This window comes from Aeromicrobium massiliense JC14, from assembly GCF_000312105.1.
Classification (GTDB): Bacteria; Actinomycetota; Actinomycetes; order Propionibacteriales; family Nocardioidaceae; genus Aeromicrobium; species Aeromicrobium massiliense.
On the sequence record NZ_HE978637.1, the window covers coordinates 660636 to 679740 of the forward strand.

The window sequence follows — 19105 nt, forward strand, 5'->3', positions numbered from 1 at the left end:
CGAGGGGGCCGCCCGCCCGGGCTGCCCCCTCGAGGCCTGCACAACCCCTCCCTCAAGCAGAAGGTCCTGCCCCATGACCACCACTTCAGCCCCGGTGCTGTCCCTCAAGGGCGTCGGCAAGCGGTTCGGCGCCGTCCAGGCGCTCGCGGACGTCGACTTCGACGTGCGTCCCGGTGAGGTCGTCGCCCTCGTGGGCGACAACGGCGCCGGCAAGTCCACCCTCGTCAAGATCATGTCGGGCGTGTACCAGCCCGACGAGGGCGAGATCGTCTTCGACGGCTCGCCGGTCTCGATCCCCGGCCCGAAGGCCGCCCAGCAGCTCGGCATCGCCACGGTCTTCCAGGACCTCGCCCTCGCCGACAACCTCGACGTCGTCGCCAACCTGTACCTCGGTCAGGAGGTGACGTCCGCCGGCACGCTCGACGAGGTCGAGATGGAGAAGAACAGCTGGGCGCTCCTGCGCCAGCTGTCGGCCAAGATCCCCTCGGTGCGCATCCCGATCGCGTCGCTGTCCGGCGGCCAGCGCCAGACCGTCGCCATCGCGCGCAGCCTGGTCGGCAACCCCAAGGTCGTCATGCTCGACGAGCCCACCGCCGCGCTGGGCGTCGCCCAGACCGCCGAGGTGCTCAACCTGGTCGAGCGCCTGCGTGAGAACGGCCTCGGCGTCGTCCTCATCACCCACAACATGGCCGACGTCCAGGCCGTGGCCGACCGCATCTACGTCCTGCGCCTGGGCCGCAACGGTGCCGAGTTCGCCATCGAGGACGTCACCACCGACAAGCTCGTGGCCGCCATCACCGGCGCCTCCGACAACGCCGTCTCGCAGCGCGCGAGCCGCACCGCCCCGAAGGGAGCCGAGGCATGAGCTTCGCCGACAAGACCGACGAGCGTCTGGTCGAGGACTCCTCGCCCAAGGCCATGCTCGAGGGGTTCGTGCGCCGCATGAAGTCCGGCGACCTCGGCATGGTGCCGGTGATCGTGGGCCTGCTGATCATCTGGGTCGTCTTCTACTCCCAGAACGAGCGCTTCCTGTCCTCGCGCAACCTGGTGGAGCTGCTGCTCTCGTCCTCGGCGATCGGCATGATCTCCGTCGGCGTCATCATGGTGCTGCTGCTCGGCGAGATCGACCTGTCGGTCGGCTCGGTCAGCGGCATGAGCGGCGCGATCATGGCCGTCCTGGTCGTCTACCACGACTGGTCGGTGCTGCCGGCCATCGGTGTGTCGCTGCTGGCCGGCCTGGCCATCGGTGCCGTGTACGGCCTGCTGTACACCCGGTTCGGGGTGCCGAGCTTCGTCATCACGCTCGCCGGACTGCTGGCCTTCCTGGGCCTGCAGCTCGTCGTGCTGGGCGACAACGGCACCGTGAACCTGCCCGGTGACTCGTGGCTGATCGAGTTCGCGAACTTCAAGTTCCTCTCGCCCCTGGCGTCCTACGTGCTCGCGGTGCTCGCCGGTGCGGCCTACTTCGTCGGCCGCCTGCTCACGATCCGCAAGCGTCGCGCGGCGAACCTGTCGGCGCCGTCGGTGCTGAGCGTCGCTATCCGCGCCGCGCTCATGGTCGCCGGCCTGGCGTACGTCGCGTACTACCTGAACCTGGACCGCGGCATCGGCTACATGCCGCTGCTGTGGATCCTCGTGATCGTGCTCATGGACCAGGTGATCCGCAAGACCCGCTTCGGCCGTCACGTGTTCGCCGTCGGTGGCAACGAGGAGGCGTCGCGCCGCTCGGGCATCCGCGTGGACCGCGTCTACGTCTCGGTGTTCGCGCTGTGCACGATGTTCGCGGCCTTCGGCGGCGTCCTGGCCGCGGCCCGGCTGCAGTCGGTCGCCCAGTCCAGCGGTGGTGGCGACACCAACCTGATGGCGATCGCCGCGGCGGTCATCGGCGGCGTCAGCCTGTTCGGCGGGCGCGGCTCGATGTACGCCGCCCTGTTCGGCATGCTCGTGCTCCAGTCGATCACGAGCGGCCTGAACCTGATCGGCGTCGACGCCGAGGTGCGCTACATGGTGACCGGCGGCGTCCTGCTGCTCGCGGTCACGATCGACTCGCTGTCGCGCCGCGCGCGCCGCAGCAGCGGACGCGGCTAGCCGCAGCCCGCACAGACCACGGCGGTGGTCGTCACCCGAGGGAGGGGACGGCCGCCGCCGTGCTTCACCCTTGTACCGCCGGGCTCCGCCCGGTCCATGCACGACGACGGCGGCCGCCCCCGAGGGGAGCGGCCGCCGTCGTCGTGCGGGGGAGGCGCCTCAGTCGGCGGCCTCGCTGGCGGCCACGGCCGCCTCGGTCTCGCCCTCGGCCGCCGCGGTCGAGAGCTGACCGCCGGCGTTCTCGAGGTGGGCGCGGACGAACCAGTGGAACAGCTCGAGCTGGCGGGCCTGGGCGATGATGAGGTCCTCGGTCATCGGGTCGATCTCCGAGACGGCCTCCTGCGCCTTGCGGTGGTCGCCGATGAGGCCCTGGTAGACCTCGTCGAGCGCGCCGAGGTGCTCGTTGGTGGTGCCGCGGCCGATCGAGTAGTCGTCCCACGTGCGTCCGTTGACGATGGCGCTCGGGGTGCCCTTCGGCGCGACGCCCAGCGTCGCGATGCGCTCGGCGGTCTCGTCGACCATCGCACGGACCTCGTCGACGTGCGGGTCGATCATCTCGTGCACGGCGATGAAGTGCGGGCCCACCACGTTCCAGTGGACGTGCTTGAGCGTCAGCTGCAGGTCGTTGAGCGCGTTGAGGCGCTCCTGGAGGATGCCGGCGACCTTCTGGCCCTCGGCCGTGGTCAGACCCGGGACGGTGTACTGGGGAGTGTCGGTAGCCATGCCTCCAACGTAGCCACGCGGGTGCGGCTCGCAACCCGAGTCAGGGGCCTCCGGGCGCCTGCACGCGGGTGAACGTGCCCTCTTGCTCGGCCTCCTCCGGGGTGACCGCCTTGCTCCACAACCAGCCCTGCGCCAGGCGGCAGCCGTGCTCGCGCAGCACCCGGGCGTGGTCCTCGGTCTCGACGCCCTCGGCGACCAGCGCGAGGTCGAGCGTGCGGGCCAGCTGCAGCACCGACGCGACGATGGCCAGCGAGTGCTGGTCGTCGGTCACGCCCGCCACGAAGCTGCGGTCGATCTTGAGCATCGTGACCGGCAGGTCGCGCAGGTAGGCCAGCGAGCTGTATCCGGTGCCGAAGTCGTCCACCGCGACCGGGAAGCAGTGCGTGCGGAGCCGGTCGAGCAGCCCGATGGCCACCTCGGGATCGGCCATGATCGCGCTCTCGGTGAGCTCGAGGACGACCTTGCGCGGGTCGAGGCCGTGGTGGGCGGTGCGCTCGATGATGTAGCGGTCGAGCGTCTCGTCGGCCAGGCTGCGGCCGGACAGGTTGACCGCCACGTAGGCGTCGTCGGGCAGCACGCCGCGCTCGCGCATCCGGGCGACGTCGCCCAGCGAGCGGTCGAGCGCCCAGCGGTCGAGCTCGGGGGCCAGGCCGAGCGACTCGGCCAGGTCGATGAACCGCTGGGCGGGCACCGGACCGTGCTCGGGGTGGTCCCAGCGTGACAGCGCCTCGACGCCCACGACGCGTCCGTCGGCCAGGTCGACAACGGGCTGGTACGCCATCTGCAGGCCGCCGTCCTGGAGCGCGGCCCGCAGGTCGGCGCCCAGGACGTAGCGCTCGCGGCTGCGGTGCTCGAGCTCGGCGTCGAACACCTGGACGCGTCCACGGCCGGCGGCCTTCGCCGCGTACATGGCGGTGTCGGCGTAGCGCAGCAGGTCGTCGGGGCTGGCCGCCGGCGACAGGGCGATGCCGATCGAGCCGCCGATGCCGATGTGGACGTCGCCGACGTCGAACGGCTCCTGCAGCGCCTCGAGCGCGCGGGTCGCCAGGGCGCGGGCGTGGGACTCGTTCGCGTCGTGCAGCAGGACCGCGAACTCGTCGCCGCCGAAGCGAGCCACCGTGTCGTGCGGCCCGGCGATGGACGCGAGCCGGTGGGCGACGGCGACCAGCACCTGGTCGCCGACACCGTGGCCGCGGGCGTCGTTGACGTCCTTGAACAGGTCGAGGTCGACGAACAGCAGGGCCACGTCGGCCTTCTCGTCGAGGGCGTCCTCGATCCGCTCCATGAGCAGCGAGCGGTTCGGCAGGCCGGTGAGCGCGTCGTGCAGCGCGGCGTGCCACAGCTCGCCCTCGATGCGCCGGGTCTCCGTGACGTCCGAGACCATGGCCAGCGAGCCCTCGCCGACCCCGTCGGCGTTCCGCATGGGGCTGGCGGCGATGCGCAGCCGGCGGACGCGACCGTCCGGGTGGCGGTAGGCGACCTCGTAGCGCTCGGAGCCGCGCACCTCGCGCTCGGTGAGGCGGGGGAGCGTGAGCCGGGCGATCTCCTCGTCCATGTAGTCCCACACGGGTGCGGCATAGAGCTGCTCGAGGGTGTAGCCGACGAGCGAGGCGAGTCGGGCGTTGGCGTAGAGGGTGCGGCCGTCCTGGGCGATGACCCAGATGCCCTCGTCGGCCAGGTCGGCGATCATGCGGTGGCGCGCCTCGCTCTCGGCGAGCGCCCGCGCCGACTCGACCTCGTCGGTGACGTCGCGCATGGTCGTGACCACGCCGCCGATCGGGGTGTCGCTGAGGTTGGTGGACGTCTGCTCGAGCCAGATCTGCTCGCCGCTCTCCAGGAAGGCGCGGAACCGGAAGGTCATCGCGACATCGGTGGTGGTGATGCGCTCCCACTGCTGGCGCACGAGCTCCGCGTCGTCGGGATGGGCGAAGGCGCCGATCTCGTCGATGACGCCGCTCTCGTGGTAGTTCGCCAGCCGCGGGCCGTTGGGGGAGGAGTAGAGGATCTCGCGGTTCGGGGTGACGACGGTGAGCAGCTCGTCGCTGCGGTCGGCGATGGTCTCGAACAGGCGCTGGGTCTCCTCGCGCCGGCGCTCGCTGGCGAACAGGGCTCGCTGGTCCTCCAGCACCGCCGCGTAGCCGATCAGCTCGCCGGCGGCGTTCTGCAGCGCCGTGCCGCTGACGAGCACGGGGACGGCGCTGCCGTCCTGGTGCCGGAAGACGCGGTACACCCGGTGCGTCGATCGTCCGGCGTCGGCCATGCTGGCCAGCTCGCGTCCGCCGGTGCCCGGGTCGGTCTCGTGCAGGAAGTCGTCGGGCCGCCGCCCCAGGAACTCCTCGCGCGAACGACCGAGCAGCGTGCAGTACGCGGCGTTGACGTCCTGGTAGCGGAACGACGGGTCGGTCACCGACTGAGGGATGTAGCTCTGCTCGAACCGGGCCCGGTACTGCGCCTCGTCCTCCGCCCGCCGGGCCTCCTCGGCCTTCTTGTCGTCGATGTCGACGGCGCTGCCCATGATGCCGGCCACCGAGGGCTCGTGGCGCAGGTCGGTGAGAGTCGCTCGCGTCCACACGGTCGCGCCGTCCGCGCGCAGCAACCGGATCTCGTAGACCAGCTGGCGCTCGCCCCGGCGGACCCGGTCGAAGGTCTCGCGGGCCAGCGGCACGTCGTCGGGGTGGACGAACGCCACGCCCGGCCGTCCGCGCACGTCGTCGACCTGCCAGCCGAACTTCGCCGCGAGGGCGGACGTCGCGAACATGACCCGGCCGTCGTCGTCCATCAACCACATGACGTCGGCGGAGTTGGCCGCCAGCACCTGCACGCGCCGGGCGAAGTCCTGCAGGTCGAAGTAGCGGCTCAGCGCCTCGGTCTCGTCGGCGAGCACGACCTGCAGCTCGTCGCCCTCGCCGGGCGTCCAGGCCATGACGACGTGCTGGAGCTCGCCGTCGTGGGGACGGCGCATCGTGAGCCGTGCGTAGCCGTGGCGCTCGGGGGAGGCCAGGATCGCGCGCAGCTCGGCCAGGTCGCGCTCGCCGGCGACGAAGTCGGTCAGCCGGTGCCCGACGACGTAGGTGGTGGGCACCTCCGTGGCCGCGGTGAAGGTGGGGCCGACGCGCAGGATGCGGCCGTCCGGGTCGAGCGTCAGCGACGTGAAGGGGGCGCGCTCGTGCTCCGGCAGGTGCTGCTCCGGCTCGTCCATGCGGTACCTCCCCCTCGGCACCTGCACAGGGTAAGCGAGCCCGGAGCGTGGCGCTCCCGATCGCCCGGATCGGCCGCCGCGCGGTGTGTCGAGCGGCACGCGGCGGACGGGCTGGGCCCGGGATTGCAGCCGGCTCGCAGCGGCGTCCGACGGGCTTGTCGGTGGGTCCTGCGAAGGTGCTTGCACGAGCCGGGACGAAGGCGTACGGTTCCCCTACATCTAGTAGTTACACGGGTGTAGTTCTCCACATCTAGTTCCACAGAAGTGGCGGCCTCGCCCACAGGAAGCGCCGTGTTCCACAGCGGGACACACAGCTTCGTCCACACCGCGACGACACCGAAGGAGCCCGCTCGTGCACTGTCCGTTCTGCCAGCACGACGACACCAAGGTGCTCGACAGCCGCATCGCGGACGAGGGTGCCTCGATCCGCCGCCGCCGCACCTGCGCGCGGTGCGAGAAGCGCTTCACCACGATCGAGCAGATGCAGCTCATGGTCGTGAAGCGCTCGGGCGCGACCGAGCCGTTCGTCCGCGAGAAGGCGGTCGCCGGCGTCGCGAAGGCCTGCAAGGGCCGTCCGGTCTCCGCCGACGACCTGGCCCGGCTCGGGCAGCAGGTCGAGAAGACCCTGCGCGCGTCCGGCTGCGCCGAGGTCCCTGCCCACGAGGTCGGCCTGGCCGTCCTCGAGCCGCTCAAGGCGCTCGACGAGGTCGCGTACCTGCGCTTCGCCAGCGTCTACAAGGCGTTCGACTCCGCCGACGACTTCGCCGCCGAGATCGCGACGCTCATGGCCGCCTCCGCCGACGGCGAGCTGGCCGAGACCTCCCGGGTCGAGCACGAAATCCCCTGACCCGCCAGGTTGTTGAACCTGTCGGGCCACGAACCATCCCAGCACCACCCCCACCCACCGCACCGCAGCACACGAGGAGCACTCCATGACGGAGACCGTCAGCGGCCAGACCGGCCCCCGCCGCGCCAAGGGGAAGGCCAAGGGCCTGACCATCGAGCGCGTCTACACCACCGAGGGCGTGCACCCGTACGACGCCGTCACCTGGGAGCGTCGTGACGTCGTCCAGACCAACTGGAAGACCGGCGAGAACGTCTTCGAGCAGCGCGGCGTGGAGTTCCCCGACTTCTGGAGCCTGAACGCCTCGACGATCGTCACCACCAAGTACTTCCGCGGTGCGGTCGGCTCGCCCGAGCGTGAGTCCAGCCTCAAGCAGCTGCTCGACCGCGTCGTGCTGACGTACGTCAAGGCCGGCAAGGACCACGGCTACTTCGCCTCCGACGAGGACGCCGAGGTCTTCGAGCACGAGCTGACGCACATGCTCCTGCACCAGGTCTTCAGCTTCAACAGCCCGGTGTGGTTCAACGTGGGCACCTCGAGCCCGCAGCAGGTCAGCGCCTGCTTCATCCTCGCGGTCGACGACTCGATGGACTCGATCCTGAACTGGTACCGCGAGGAGGGCCTGATCTTCAAGGGCGGCTCCGGTGCCGGCCTCAACCTCTCGCGCATCCGTTCGTCCAAGGAGCTGCTCCGCTCCTCGGGCGGCACCGCGTCGGGCCCGGTCTCCTTCATGCGCGGTGCGGACGCGTCGGCCGGCACGATCAAGTCCGGCGGCGCCACGCGTCGCGCGGCCAAGATGGTCGTCCTGGACGTCGACCACCCCGACATCGAGGAGTTCGTCGAGACCAAGGAGCGTGAGGAGGAGAAGATCCGAGTCCTGCGCGACGCCGGCTTCGACATGGACCTCGGTGGCTCCGACATCACCAGCGTCCAGTACCAGAACGCCAACAACTCGGTCCGCGTCAACGACGAGTTCATGCGCGCCGTCGAGGAGGGCACCGACTTCGGTCTGCGCGCCCGCACCAACGGCGAGGTCATCGAGAGCATCGACGCCCGCGACCTGTGGGGCAAGATCGCCAAGGCCGCCTGGGCCTGCGCCGACCCCGGCATCCAGTACGACTCGACGATCAACGACTGGCACACCACGCCCGAGGCCGGCCGCATCACCGCGTCCAACCCGTGCTCGGAGTACATGCACCTGGACAACTCCAGCTGCAACCTGGCCAGCCTCAACCTGCTCAAGTTCCTCGAGGACGACGGCAGCTTCGCGGTCGAGCGCTTCGTCAAGAGCGTCGAGATGATCATCACCGCGATGGACATCTCGATCTGCTTCGCCGACTTCCCGACCGAGGCGATCGGCGACACGACGCGTGCGTTCCGCCAGCTCGGCATCGGCTACGCCAACCTCGGCGCGCTGCTCATGGCGTCGGGCCTGGCCTACGACTCCGACGGTGGCCGCGCGCTGGCCGCGTCGATCACGTCGCTGATGACCGGCACCTCCTACCGCCGCTCGGCCGAGCTGGCCGGCGTCGTGGGTGCCTACGACGGCTACGCCCAGAACAAGGACGGCCACACCCGCGTCATGCGCAAGCACCTCGCGGCCAACGACGACGTCCGCACGATGCACGCGATGGACATCGCCGTGCACCGCGAGGCCACCAAGCAGTGGGCCGAGAACCTGAAGATCGGTGAGAAGGCCGGCTGGCGCAACAGCCAGGCGTCGGTGCTCGCGCCGACCGGCACCATCGGCTTCATGATGGACTGCGACACGACCGGCATCGAGCCGGACTTCTCGCTGGTCAAGTTCAAGAAGCTGGTCGGCGGCGGCTCCATGCAGGTCGTCAACCAGACCGTCCCGGCGGCGCTGAAGAAGCTCGGCTACACCAACGAGACGATCGAGGCGATCGTCGAGTACATCTCCGAGCACGGCCACGTCATCGACGCGCCCGGCCTCAAGACCGAGCACTACGAGGTCTTCGACTGCGCCGTCGGCGAGCGGGCCATCAAGCCCATGGGCCACGTGCGCATGATGGCCGCGGCCCAGCCGTTCCTGTCGGGCGCCATCTCCAAGACGGTCAACATGCCCGAGACCTCGACGGTCGACGAGATCGCCGACGTCTACTTCCAGGGCTGGAAGCTCGGCCTCAAGGCGCTCGCGGTCTACCGCGACAACTGCAAGGTCGGTCAGCCGCTCAGCGACGCCAAGGCCAAGAAGGCCGAGGCGCCCGCCGAGAAGACCGAGGTCAAGACGGTCGTCGTCGAGAAGCCGATCCGTCGTCGTCTGCCGAAGTCGCGCACGTCGATCACGACGTCGTTCTCGGTCGGCGGTGCCGAGGGCTACATGACCTCCGGCGCGCACGAGAACGGCGACCTGGGCGAGCTGTTCCTCAAGCTGGGCAAGCAGGGCTCGACCCTGGCCGGCGTGATGGACGCCTTCTCGATCGCGGTCTCGATCGGCCTGCAGTACGGCGTGCCGCTGGAGACCTACGTCCAGAAGTTCACGAACCTGAAGTTCGAGCCGGCCGGCCTGACCGACGACTCGGACATCCGCATGGCGCAGTCGATCATGGACTACGTCTTCCGCCGCCTGGCGCTGGACTACCTGGACTTCGACACCCGCTCGGCCCTGGGCATCCACTCGGCCGCCGAGCGTCAGCGCTACCTGGACACCGGCTCGCACCAGCCGGTCAGCAACGGCACGACGGCCGCCGAGCTCGTCGAGTCCGCGCCGACCGAGAAGGGCGCTCCGGTCGAGGCCAAGGCCGAGGCTCCGGAGACCCCGGCCGAGGTCGTCGCCGAGACGGCGAAGGTCGCCCCGGCGCAGGCCCACACGTCCGCGGAGCTGCTGGAGGTCATCACCGGTGCGGCGGTCGACAGCCCGCTGTGCATGACCTGCGGCACCAAGATGCGTCCGGCCGGCTCGTGCCACGTCTGCGAGGGCTGCGGCTCGACCAGCGGCTGCAGCTGACCTGAAGTCCTCAGGTGGACGAGCCCCGGCCCCGACTGGGGTCGGGGCTCGTCCACAGACACGTCTCGCACATCCCGTTCCCGTCAGCGTCGACGTCTAGGATTCGAACATGAGCTCGAAGTCTCCCGCCTTCACCTTTGTCGACCTCTTCGCCGGCATCGGCGGCTTCCACTACGCGCTGTCCGCCCTCGGAGGGGAGTGCGTGTACGCCTCCGAGATCGACGAGGCGGCGGCGAAGATCTACCAGCACAACTGGGAGATGGACGTGGCGGGGAATATTGTTCCCGAGACTGATCCGGTGGTAAGAGTGCCGGCTCATGACGTTCTTACCGCGGGTTTTCCATGCCAGCCCTTCTCCAAGTCGGGTTTGCAGCGCGGCATGGAAGAGGCGCGGGGTACCCTATTCTACAACATCTGCCGGATTCTTAAGGAGCGCCGGCCCTCCCTTGTGCTACTCGAGAATGTCCGTAACATCGCGGGCCCCCGTCATAGGCACGAGTGGGCGGTCATCGTTCGCAGCTTGCGTGAACTTGGATACCAGGTTTCTTCTACTCCGGCCGTGTTCTCCCCGCACCTGCTGCCCGCTTCCTTGGGGGGACGGCCACAGGTTCGGGAGCGCGTCTTTATCGCAGCGACCTACGTCGGCGACGACTCCGCTATGGACGAAGTCGAGCCGGTTGTCTGCAACCAGCCAGTGGGGGACTGGGACCCCCAGACCTGGGATCTGCGACGGTTCCTGCAGCCTGACGTCGAGATTGAAGGGCGCGTCAACTACGAACTCGGGGCCTCTGAAAAGCGGTGGGTGGAGGCGTGGGCTGAGTTCGTTCGTCGCTTGAGGCATGCTGGCGTTCGAAAACTGCCCGGATTCCCGATCTGGGTAGACGAATTCGTTCACGCTGATATTTTCGATTTGCCGGTTGGGTTGCCTGCATGGAAATCGAACTTCTTGCGCAAGAATTCCGAGTTCTACACTCAGCACCGCAAACTAATCGACGCCTGGCTCGCTGATTTTGACGGCCTTGATGGTTTCCCGCCGTCGCGACGGAAGTTTGAATGGCAAGCTCAGGATGCGCAATCGCTTGAGGAATGCATCCTCCATTTTCGGCCGTCGGGCATCCGAGTGAAAAAAGCGACCTACGTCCCTGCTCTCGTGGCTATGGGGCAAACTACCGTCCTGGGAAGTCCCCTTCGGCGGATCACGCCCGTAGAGGCTGCGCGAATGCAGGGCTTCCCCGACACGTTCGAGTTCCCAGGCCAGGTCGATCAGGCGACGTACAGGCAACTCGGGAACGCGGTGAACACCGGCGTCGTGTACCACGTCATGCGACAGCAGATGAAGCGAGCAGGCCAACGGTGGAGCAAGATTGTGTCTGACACTCCTCCTAGCGTCGACCAAGTCGACGTCCTTCCCCGTACTCGGCGAACTCGCCCCAACGCCCCCGAAACCTGCTGAATTTCAACACCCTAGACGGTCTATCCAGGTACGTTAGGCACCACCGACGGAGGAGTCTTGCAGTGAGTCACGAGTCCATCAGCATTCGCCCTGGTGTGGGGATGCTCAACTTGTTCCCTCACATGAAGTACCAACCGTGGTACGCGCTTGGCGAACTGGTCGACAACGCAATCCAGAGTTACGTAGCCAACCGCGACGCCCTCCGTGAAGTAGACGGCACCAACTACGTGCTGCGAATCGAGATCTCGATCGATAGGACTGACGGCGGTGCCATCACGGTACGAGATAACGCCGCCGGGATTGCAGCGGCCGAGTGGTCACGGGCGTTTCGCGTGGCAGAGCCGCCCTCCGACAGCAGCGGACTGTCGCAATTTGGCATCGGAATGAAAGCCGCCTGTTGTTGGTTCGCACGGAAGTGGTCAGTACGCTCCACTGCCCTCGGTGAGGAAAGTTCGCGAACGGTGCACTTTGACGTTCCTGCAATCGTGGAGGCGCGAGAGGAGTCTCTTTCGATCGACGAGGACTTCGAAGAATCCGCTGAGCATTTCACCGAGGTTCGCATGACGGGCCTACATCGTACCCCGCAGAAGCGCACCCTGGCAAAAATCCGCGAATATCTTGGCGGGATTTATCGTCAATTCCTCAGGAATGGTGACGTTATCATCACCGTCAACGACGAGGAAATTTCGTATGATGAGCCGGTCGTCTTGAATGCGCCGGACTGGCGCGATCCAGCTGGAGAAGCCGTCTATTGGCGCAAGGAGGTCAATATTCGGCTGGCGTCCGGCCGCCGCGTCACCGGCTTTGTCGCCATTCGTGAGCGAGGCGCTACGGCAAGCGCCGGGTTGGCGCTGTTCTATCGTCGCAAAGTGGTGATGGGAGCAGGCGATGAGACGTACCGACCAGCACAGATTTTCGGGGCCTCTAACGACTTTCGGTACCAGCGCGTCTTCGGCGAACTGCACATGGATGACTTTTCAGTCACTTACACTAAAGACGCTTTGGTGTGGTACGACGAAGAGGAAGAATTTCTCGACCTTCTTCGTAAGCATCTCGACGGTGAACCCTACCCGCTTCTCAGGCAAGCGAAGAACTACCGTACCCGTACATCCGCTCCCGCCCCCCGGGAAGTTGCTGCCGGTGTCCTGGACGAGATCGTTGACCGGCTACAAGTAGTTCAGAATCATCAAGTAGGAGATACGGACTCGTCCGCGCGTGGGGAACTGGACGGCTTTCCGCCGATCGCATCGAGTGACGGCGTCGAGACCGTGTCCGTCGACCGGGTTCTGACACTGGATGCTGGAGGCAGCGTTTGGCGCGTGTCATTCAAGTTGATTGATGACCCTGCGAACTCTCGGTGGCTGACCGTCGACGAGCGCGGGGGCCCTGATCCCGCTATCGAACTCAAAGTGAATCAGGCCCATCCCTTCATGCGTACTTACTGTGAGTTGCCTAGTGAAGGTCTGGAGCCCGTCTGGCGGATAGCAATTGCGCTTGGTCTTGGTCAGGCTCTAGCTCGGCAGGGTGGAGCAAAGATGCCGGGTCTCGTGACCGAACATACTAACGCCATTCTGCGGAACTATCTCTCGACTAAGGCATAGGAAGAGTTTCGATGACTGAACAGGAATATGCGACGGTCGCTGCAGGGCACGGACCTGTGGACCGCGATCCCCGTGCTGGTTGGAATCCGGTAGTTGGGTCCGAAACCTCCGCGCTCCTTGACCGCGCGCTCGCGGATGTCGAAAGTCACGGCGCTGTTCTCGCGAAAACGCGCAGTATCCTCGCGCGCTGCGTGCCTCCAAGTCCGAATGACCCGGATCCGCGAACGGGCCTCGTAATTGGTTACGTACAGAGCGGTAAAACGCTCTCCTTCACGGCATTGACGGCCATGGCGCGAGACAACGGACATCCGCTTGTGATCCTCCTTGCCGGCACCAAGACGGTTCTGCACGATCAAACTTCAGCTCGATTGAGATCGGACCTTCGGGCTTTGCGGCCGGGCGGCATGAGCCCTTGGCTGATGATGGCAAACCCCGATGATTCTGCCCAGACGGCGGCTGATCTTGCGGGTCGCATTAACGCGACCATGGACCCCGCGACGCCGAACGATTTCCGTCGCACGACTGTGATCACGGTTATGAAGAACAAGGCCCGAATTGAGGCGTTGCGCAGCTTGCTGAGTAAACTCGGGGGCTATGGCGTTGACATGCGGACACTCCCGGTGATTGTTATCGACGACGAGGCTGACCAGGCGGGTATGAATGCTGGTCGGAGCAAGAATGGCGTCAAGCAAGAGACCGCGACGTACGCATCTATTCTCGGTCTCCGAGATGTTATTCCGAACAGTTCATACGTCATGTACACCGCGACGCCTCAAGCCCCGCTGCTCATTAGTATCGCGGATGCTCTGTCGCCAGATTATGTAAACGTCCTGGATCCTGGACCGGGATACACCGGGGGAAAGTACTTCTTTGATGAGCGCCGCGCCGAGTTTGTCACTCGCATGGACGATGCGGAGGTTGCGCGAGCTCTAGATCCTGCAGGTCAAGAGCCGCCGGAAAGTCTCGAACTCGCGGTAGCCACGTTCTTCATCGCTAAGTCGATCGTGGGTGCTGACCGGATGATATCGATGCTGGTGCATCCGTCGCACAGTACTGATCTGCACACTGTTTATGGAGGATACGTCACCCGGCTCCTAGGGAACTGGCGTTCGCTGCTGTCAACGCCTGGACCCGATCGAGATGAGGTCATCGAGACGTATTTCAGACCTGCCTATGAAGGGGTCCTGAGGCGTACTGAGCGTGATGTCCCCGCGCTTGAAGAACTTCTGGTGTCCGTCCCACATTGGATCGGCGCAACGCAGATCAGGGTGATTAATGCGGATCCCACCAACACCGACGACCTTCAGTGGAACTCGGCGCCGGCTTGGGTCGTCATCGGCGGGAACAAGCTCGATCGTGGGTTCACGATCGAGGGTTTGGCTGTGACTTATATGCCGCGGGGCACCGGCGTAGGTAATGCTGACACAATTCAACAGCGTGCTCGATTCTTTGGTTACAAAGGCGCTTACGGTGACCTATGCCGCGCTTGGCTTCCTTTTAGGTTGGCAGAAGCGTATGAAACCTACGTCGACCATGAGGAGCATCTCCGTTCTGAGATGTCCAAAATCGAAGTGTCCGGTGAAGATCTGCAACGGTGGACTCGCAAGATGCTGCTGGATCCGGTGTTCAAGCCGACTCGCCGCGCGGTCATTGAGTTGCCAATCCTGCACAATCGTTTCAAAGGCAATAGTTGGACGGCCGTTGACCGTGTCGCGTTTATGGACGAGATGTCCGCGCAAGCAAATATGCTGGCAGTAGTGAATTTGAGATCGGAATTCGACGAAGCAGTTTTGTCGGATGTTCGTGATCCAAGGGCTAAGAAGCACGATCGGTTTAGCGTGCCGATGGCGCGCCTTCTCGCCATGCTGGTCGACTGGAAGGGCCGGTCGGAAGACGTCGTTACTGTCCAGCAGTTGTGTTTGGTGATGCAAGCGCATCTCGACAGCGAGCCCAGTCTCGACGCTGACGTGTACTTGATGGACTGTTTGGAGACCCGTCGGCGCGGCGTGTCGTCGGACAAGCGGACGGTAACCAATCTTCAACAGGGTGCAAACCCGCGCGGCGTGGCCCTCTATCCGGGCGACAAGACCTTCTACACCGACGGGCGGCTCTCGGTTCAGTTCCACGCCGTCCAGAATCGCGAGGACCAGGAGGGTCCTTGGTCCGCGGTGGGGATGAGTATTCGGGTTCCCAGTGAGCTTGCAGGCGCTGCGCTGTTTCAGTTTCCGGCAGACGAGGAGCAGGCCCCGTGACCACTGGTGCCGAGTTGCAGACTTTGCTCTCGACCGTCCAGGTTAGTGGCCTGCCAGGGTTTGACGTCTTGAACGTTCCTTCCGCTCCAGGCTTCAAGATCGGTCTGGACGCGGCTAGTTCGATCGTACTTCTCACACCTCCGGATCCCGCTCCGCAGCCACCGACGGAACTGCATCGCGTGTCGATGGATCCCCGCTTGACTCTCGAGGTCCGAGACGCTGTTGGTCGCGCCATGAGAGGCGAGTTTGGTCTGGTCCGTCTGCGCATGGGCGAGAACGAGTATCGCGCCGCGTTTCTCAACGTTATCGCGAACTTGATCGGGGTTATTGGGACGGATCCCGGACCGGGCGACGTGAGCGTCGCAATGAGACGGTTGGTTCGATTGTTCGAGCCGACTATGACCAGCCGCACGACTATCCTCGGTTTGTGGGGCGAACTCTTGGTGATCTCGCGGAGCGACGCCCCGGCAGACATGTTGGACGCGTGGCATTCGAGAGTAGATGCCCGTTTTGACTTTTCTGCGCAAGGAAGCCGCATCGAGGTGAAGACGACGACCCGCTCCGATCGTCGGCATAGTTTCTCCTTGGAGCAGCTCTTGCCGGTCGCGGGCAGTACGACGTGGGTTGTGTCGATCATGACAACACAGACGAATTCCGGAACGACATTGCAGGACCTGATCGACAAGTTGGAAACTCGGTTCGCAGAGCATCCGTCGCGCCAGATGCGCGTGCACGAAGTTGTAGCTGAGACTCTCGGCCCTGCCTGGGCCAGTTCAATGCGCACTGGCTTTGATGCCACGCAAGCGATCGAGTCGATGGCAGTTCTACAAGCGTCGACCATTCCGAGATTCCGCGGCGTGCCGGACGGGGTTTCGGACGTTCGATTTGTTGCAGACTGCTCGGCGGTTCTATCCGGATCGGCTCGTTCGGGCCTATCGGTCCACATTCGATAAGGTGCGTGTAGAGAACTCGCCTCCTCGGCGTCTCTCCGAAGAAATTCCGCGTCGGTGATTTCCAACAGTTCGAGATCGCACAGCAGCAGCGAACCGCAAGACCGCGGTCGTGGACTGGACGAAGTCCTTCCCGACGTGGGGCGGCAGCGATGACAACGAGAGGGACGACGTGACGGCGCGCCTGGGTCGTCCACCGTGTCTATCGCCAACTCCGCTCCGAACAAGTTCGCGACCGCCGGCACGACGACCGCTTCGGTCGTCACCGCGACTGGGAGTGCGCGCGGGTAGGAGCACTGCGGCGGTCACTCCGGGTCGTCGCCGCGTGCACGGCGGTCTGACGTTCACCGCCCGCCACAGGCGAACGATCCACTGCTGGGCGTTCGGCGCCACGTGCGCCTTCCACAGGTCCTTGAGGTCGTGGTTTTTGGTCGTGGTGCCGCCGCGCTCGACCTCGGCGAGGATCCCGCGCTCGTCGCCGAGGTCGAAGTAGAAGTCCGGCCGGGCCTGGGTGACGAACTCGTCCTCCGGGCGCAGCACGACCTCCTCGTCGAAGCCGAGCTCACCGAGCAGGATCGCCGAGACGAGTGTCTGGATTTCGCCACTCTTGGCGTTGTGCACGTGAGCGATCTCGATCTCGCGGGCGCTCAGACTGAGCCGGGCCTGCACGCGCTCGGCCATGCGGTCGACGAGCGCGAGATCGTGCTCGTCCTGGGCACTGAGGCGTGAACGGACGTGACGCGTGTAGTTGACCACCGCCGCAGCTTCCCAGAGCCTGGCGCCGCCGTGCGGTGATCGTCACGCCTTCGGCGTCCGGAAGCCGCGGGCGATCAGCCAGACGCCGAGCGAGAGCTCCCAGGCGGCGATCGGCAGCGCGCCGAGCCCGGCGAGCGCGCTGCGCATCTCGTAGACGCCGGTGAGCTGGGCGAGGTCCGAGGCGAGCAGCAGCGGAGCGCCGACCAGACCGATCGCCGGGATGACGCGCGGCACCAGGCCGGAGCGGTACAGGACGGTGCCGAGCGTGAGCGCGCACAGCGCCGGCATGAGGCTCTGCCCGAGCAGGAAGGTGGCGTCGTAGACCGAGAGCAGGACGGAGGCCGTGGCGTCGGCGTCGTCGAACCCGTCGCGACGCAGCGCCAGGAGGGCGAGCACCGATCCGACACCGACCAGGATGAGCGTGGCCTCGACCACCCGGGCGGCCAGGTATCCCACCGACAGCGACTCGCCGTGGCGCCGGATGACCGGCAGCAGGGCGATCGCCGTGCCGGCGCAGCTGATGGCGAGGACGACTTCCAGCGCCGCGCCCGCCGTCGGCGCGGCCGTCCCGCCGGTGCCGGCCAGGAAGCCGTCCTCGCGCAGCGGTGCGTAGAGCGAGAGCGTCGGGACCGACGCCAGGAAGGTCACCAGGTAGAGCACGCCGGCCCAGCGGGCCGTGGCCCGGGAGTCGGTCTTCCGTTCGGGGCGGGGGAGCAGCGTGGTCATCGGGCCTCCGTAGCGAGAGGTGTACGCCGTACACCGGGATGTCCCGAACGGTAGGTGTACGGTGTCCACCTGTCAAGGAACGAGGAGGTCGCATGCCGTCCCAGGACGCCCGTGCCCGCTTGAGCCGCGAACGCGTGCTGGCCGCCGCGGTGACGCTGGCCGACGAGATCGGGGTCGAGGCGCTCAGCATGCGCCGTCTCGCCCACGACCTGGGCGTCGTGCCCATGGCGCTCTACAAGCACGTCGCGAACAAGGACGACCTGCTTGACGGCATGGTCGACGTCGTCATCGCCGAGCTCACCGACCCGCCGCAGGACGCGGCGTGGCAGGACGCGGTGCGGCACCGCGTGCTGTCGGCGCGGCAGGCCGTCCAGCGCCACGCGTGGGCGCGACGAGCGATCGAGTCGCGCACCCGCCGGACGCCGACCGTCCTCGCGCACATGGACGCCGTGGCCGGCGGCTTTCTGGCCGGCGGGTGCTCCGCGGACCTGACCCACCACCTCATGCACGCGCTCGGTAACCGGATCTGGGGCTTCAGCCCCGAGCTCTTCGATGCTCCGGCGGATCCGGAAGCCGCCGCTCCGGACGCTGAGACGGCGGCGGCCGCGATGGCCGAGATGGGCCGGCGCTACCCGCACATCCTGGCCATCGCGACGGCCGCTACCGACGACGACCTCGGCCGGGTGGGCGAGGGGTGCGACGAGGGCTTCGAGTTCGCGTTCGCGCTCGACCTCCTGCTGGACGCCGCGGAACGGCTGCGCCGCAGCGGCTGGACACGGGGACCCGCGGCGGTCTCCACCGGTACCACCTAAGAACTCCCTCACCGGGGATTCATGTTGGCCTCATCACGGGCGGGCAAGGTCAGGGGGAGACCGACCCGTCGAGGAGGAGCTTTCATGAGCTGGACCGCACGAGGAGGCCTGGCGGCGCTCAGCACGGCCGCCGTCCTGGGTACCGCCGGCGTGACCGTCGCCGTCGCGAGCGAGAACGACGACGACCGCCGCATCGACACGTCACCCGTCACCGGCACGTCCGAGGTGGTCGACACCGACTCCGCCGGCGACCTGGGTCTGCAGATCAGCGGCGTGCTCGACGCGGCGCTCAACCGGACCAACCAGCTGACCAGCCGGTTCCAGACCGCGCAGCAGCGGATCGTCCTGGCCGAGCAGCAGGCCGCCCAGCAGGCGCGGGCCGCGCAGCAGGCCGCCGCCGAGCGGAAGGCCGAGACGGCGCAGGCCGCCGAGCGGAAGGCCGAGGCCGCCCAGCGCACGACGTCCTCGCCGATCCCGGTGGCCCGGGTGGGTGGCGACGACGAGGGCGACAAGGATGACGTCACGGCGAGTCCGGGCCGTCACCGCGGCGACGACCGCGACGCCCGCGAGAGGGCCCGCGACCGTCGAGGCGACGAGCGTCCCGGACGCCACCGCGGCTGGGAGCGCGAGCGCGGCTGGGAGCGTCACGGCGACGACGGGCCGGGCCGTCACCGCGGCCACGGCGGCCACGACGACGGCGACCGCGACGACGACTGACCACCGCACACGAACG

Annotated in this window: 14 protein-coding genes; 11 read left to right on the forward strand and 3 right to left on the reverse strand. The window is 66.8% G+C overall.

What is annotated here, in order from left to right; translation table 11 throughout:
• The first annotated feature begins 73 nt into the window (after positions 1–73).
• Both HGAM_RS10510 and HGAM_RS10515 read left to right on the forward strand, forming a co-directional pair.
• A complete protein-coding gene (locus HGAM_RS10510) occupies positions 74–865 on the forward strand; it encodes an ATP-binding cassette domain-containing protein (protein WP_038951740.1) in 792 nt (263 codons plus the stop codon).
• Positions 862–2088 carry a sugar ABC transporter permease gene (locus HGAM_RS10515; RefSeq protein WP_019145450.1) on the forward strand — a complete coding sequence of 409 codons (1227 nt, stop codon included), beginning with the start codon at positions 862–864 and terminating at the stop codon, positions 2086–2088. Before HGAM_RS10510 ends, HGAM_RS10515 begins: the two co-directional genes overlap by 4 nt.
• Before the next feature lie 159 nt (positions 2089–2247).
• Here HGAM_RS10515 and HGAM_RS10520 read toward each other — a convergent pair whose 3' ends face one another.
• Together HGAM_RS10520 and HGAM_RS18825 are read right to left on the reverse strand one after the other, a co-directional pair.
• The gene (locus tag HGAM_RS10520; protein WP_019145451.1) at positions 2248–2811 is read right to left on the reverse strand and encodes a Dps family protein; all 564 of its coding nucleotides are present in this window, start codon (positions 2809–2811) and stop codon (positions 2248–2250) included.
• Positions 2812–2851: 40 nt separating this feature from the next.
• Positions 2852–6010 carry a bifunctional diguanylate cyclase/phosphodiesterase gene (locus HGAM_RS18825; RefSeq protein WP_019145452.1) on the reverse strand — a complete coding sequence of 1053 codons (3159 nt, stop codon included), beginning with the start codon at positions 6008–6010 and terminating at the stop codon, positions 2852–2854.
• 352 nt (positions 6011–6362) lie between these two features.
• On the opposite strand from HGAM_RS18825, the gene nrdR reads away from it, so the two are divergent.
• The 7 genes from nrdR to HGAM_RS10555 all read left to right on the forward strand — a co-directional run bounded on the left by nrdR (position 6363) and on the right by HGAM_RS10555 (position 16807).
• Positions 6363–6857: a transcriptional regulator NrdR gene (nrdR, locus tag HGAM_RS10530; RefSeq protein ID WP_019145453.1), complete on the forward strand. Its 495-nt coding sequence runs from the start codon at positions 6363–6365 to the stop codon at positions 6855–6857.
• 85 nt (positions 6858–6942) lie between these two features.
• The gene (locus HGAM_RS10535; protein ID WP_019145454.1) at positions 6943–9822 is read left to right on the forward strand and encodes a vitamin B12-dependent ribonucleotide reductase; all 2880 of its coding nucleotides are present in this window, start codon (positions 6943–6945) and stop codon (positions 9820–9822) included.
• A gap of 109 nt (positions 9823–9931) precedes the next feature.
• Positions 9932–11275: a DNA cytosine methyltransferase gene (locus HGAM_RS18830; protein WP_019145455.1), complete on the forward strand. Its 1344-nt coding sequence runs from the start codon at positions 9932–9934 to the stop codon at positions 11273–11275.
• A 62-nt stretch (positions 11276–11337) separates the two neighbouring features.
• Positions 11338–12876, forward strand: a complete 1539-nt coding sequence (locus tag HGAM_RS20100; RefSeq protein ID WP_020691664.1) for an ATP-binding protein — start codon at positions 11338–11340, stop codon at positions 12874–12876.
• An 11-nt stretch (positions 12877–12887) separates the two neighbouring features.
• Complete coding sequence (locus HGAM_RS20105; RefSeq protein ID WP_081591916.1) at positions 12888–15128, forward strand: Z1 domain-containing protein; 2241 nt, start codon at positions 12888–12890, stop codon at positions 15126–15128.
• Complete coding sequence (locus tag HGAM_RS10550) at positions 15125–16081, forward strand: PD-(D/E)XK motif protein (RefSeq protein ID WP_020691662.1); 957 nt, start codon at positions 15125–15127, stop codon at positions 16079–16081. The genes HGAM_RS20105 and HGAM_RS10550 overlap by 4 nt, the downstream gene beginning before the upstream one ends.
• Before the next feature lie 390 nt (positions 16082–16471).
• A complete protein-coding gene (locus tag HGAM_RS10555) occupies positions 16472–16807 on the forward strand; it encodes a hypothetical protein (RefSeq protein WP_019145458.1) in 336 nt (111 codons plus the stop codon).
• A gap of 69 nt (positions 16808–16876) precedes the next feature.
• On the opposite strand, the gene HGAM_RS10560 is transcribed toward HGAM_RS10555, so the two are convergent.
• Complete coding sequence (locus HGAM_RS10560) at positions 16877–17560, reverse strand: DUF4386 domain-containing protein (protein ID WP_019145459.1); 684 nt, start codon at positions 17558–17560, stop codon at positions 16877–16879.
• A gap of 92 nt (positions 17561–17652) precedes the next feature.
• Here HGAM_RS10560 and HGAM_RS18835 point away from each other — a divergent pair, with 92 nt between their 5' ends.
• Both HGAM_RS18835 and HGAM_RS10570 read left to right on the forward strand, forming a co-directional pair.
• On the forward strand, positions 17653–18372 hold the full coding sequence (locus tag HGAM_RS18835) for a TetR family transcriptional regulator (RefSeq protein WP_019145460.1): 720 nt from the start codon (positions 17653–17655) through the stop codon (positions 18370–18372).
• 84 nt (positions 18373–18456) lie between these two features.
• Positions 18457–19089: a hypothetical protein gene (locus HGAM_RS10570; RefSeq protein ID WP_038951741.1), complete on the forward strand. Its 633-nt coding sequence runs from the start codon at positions 18457–18459 to the stop codon at positions 19087–19089.
• Positions 19090–19105: the final 16 nt, after the last annotated feature.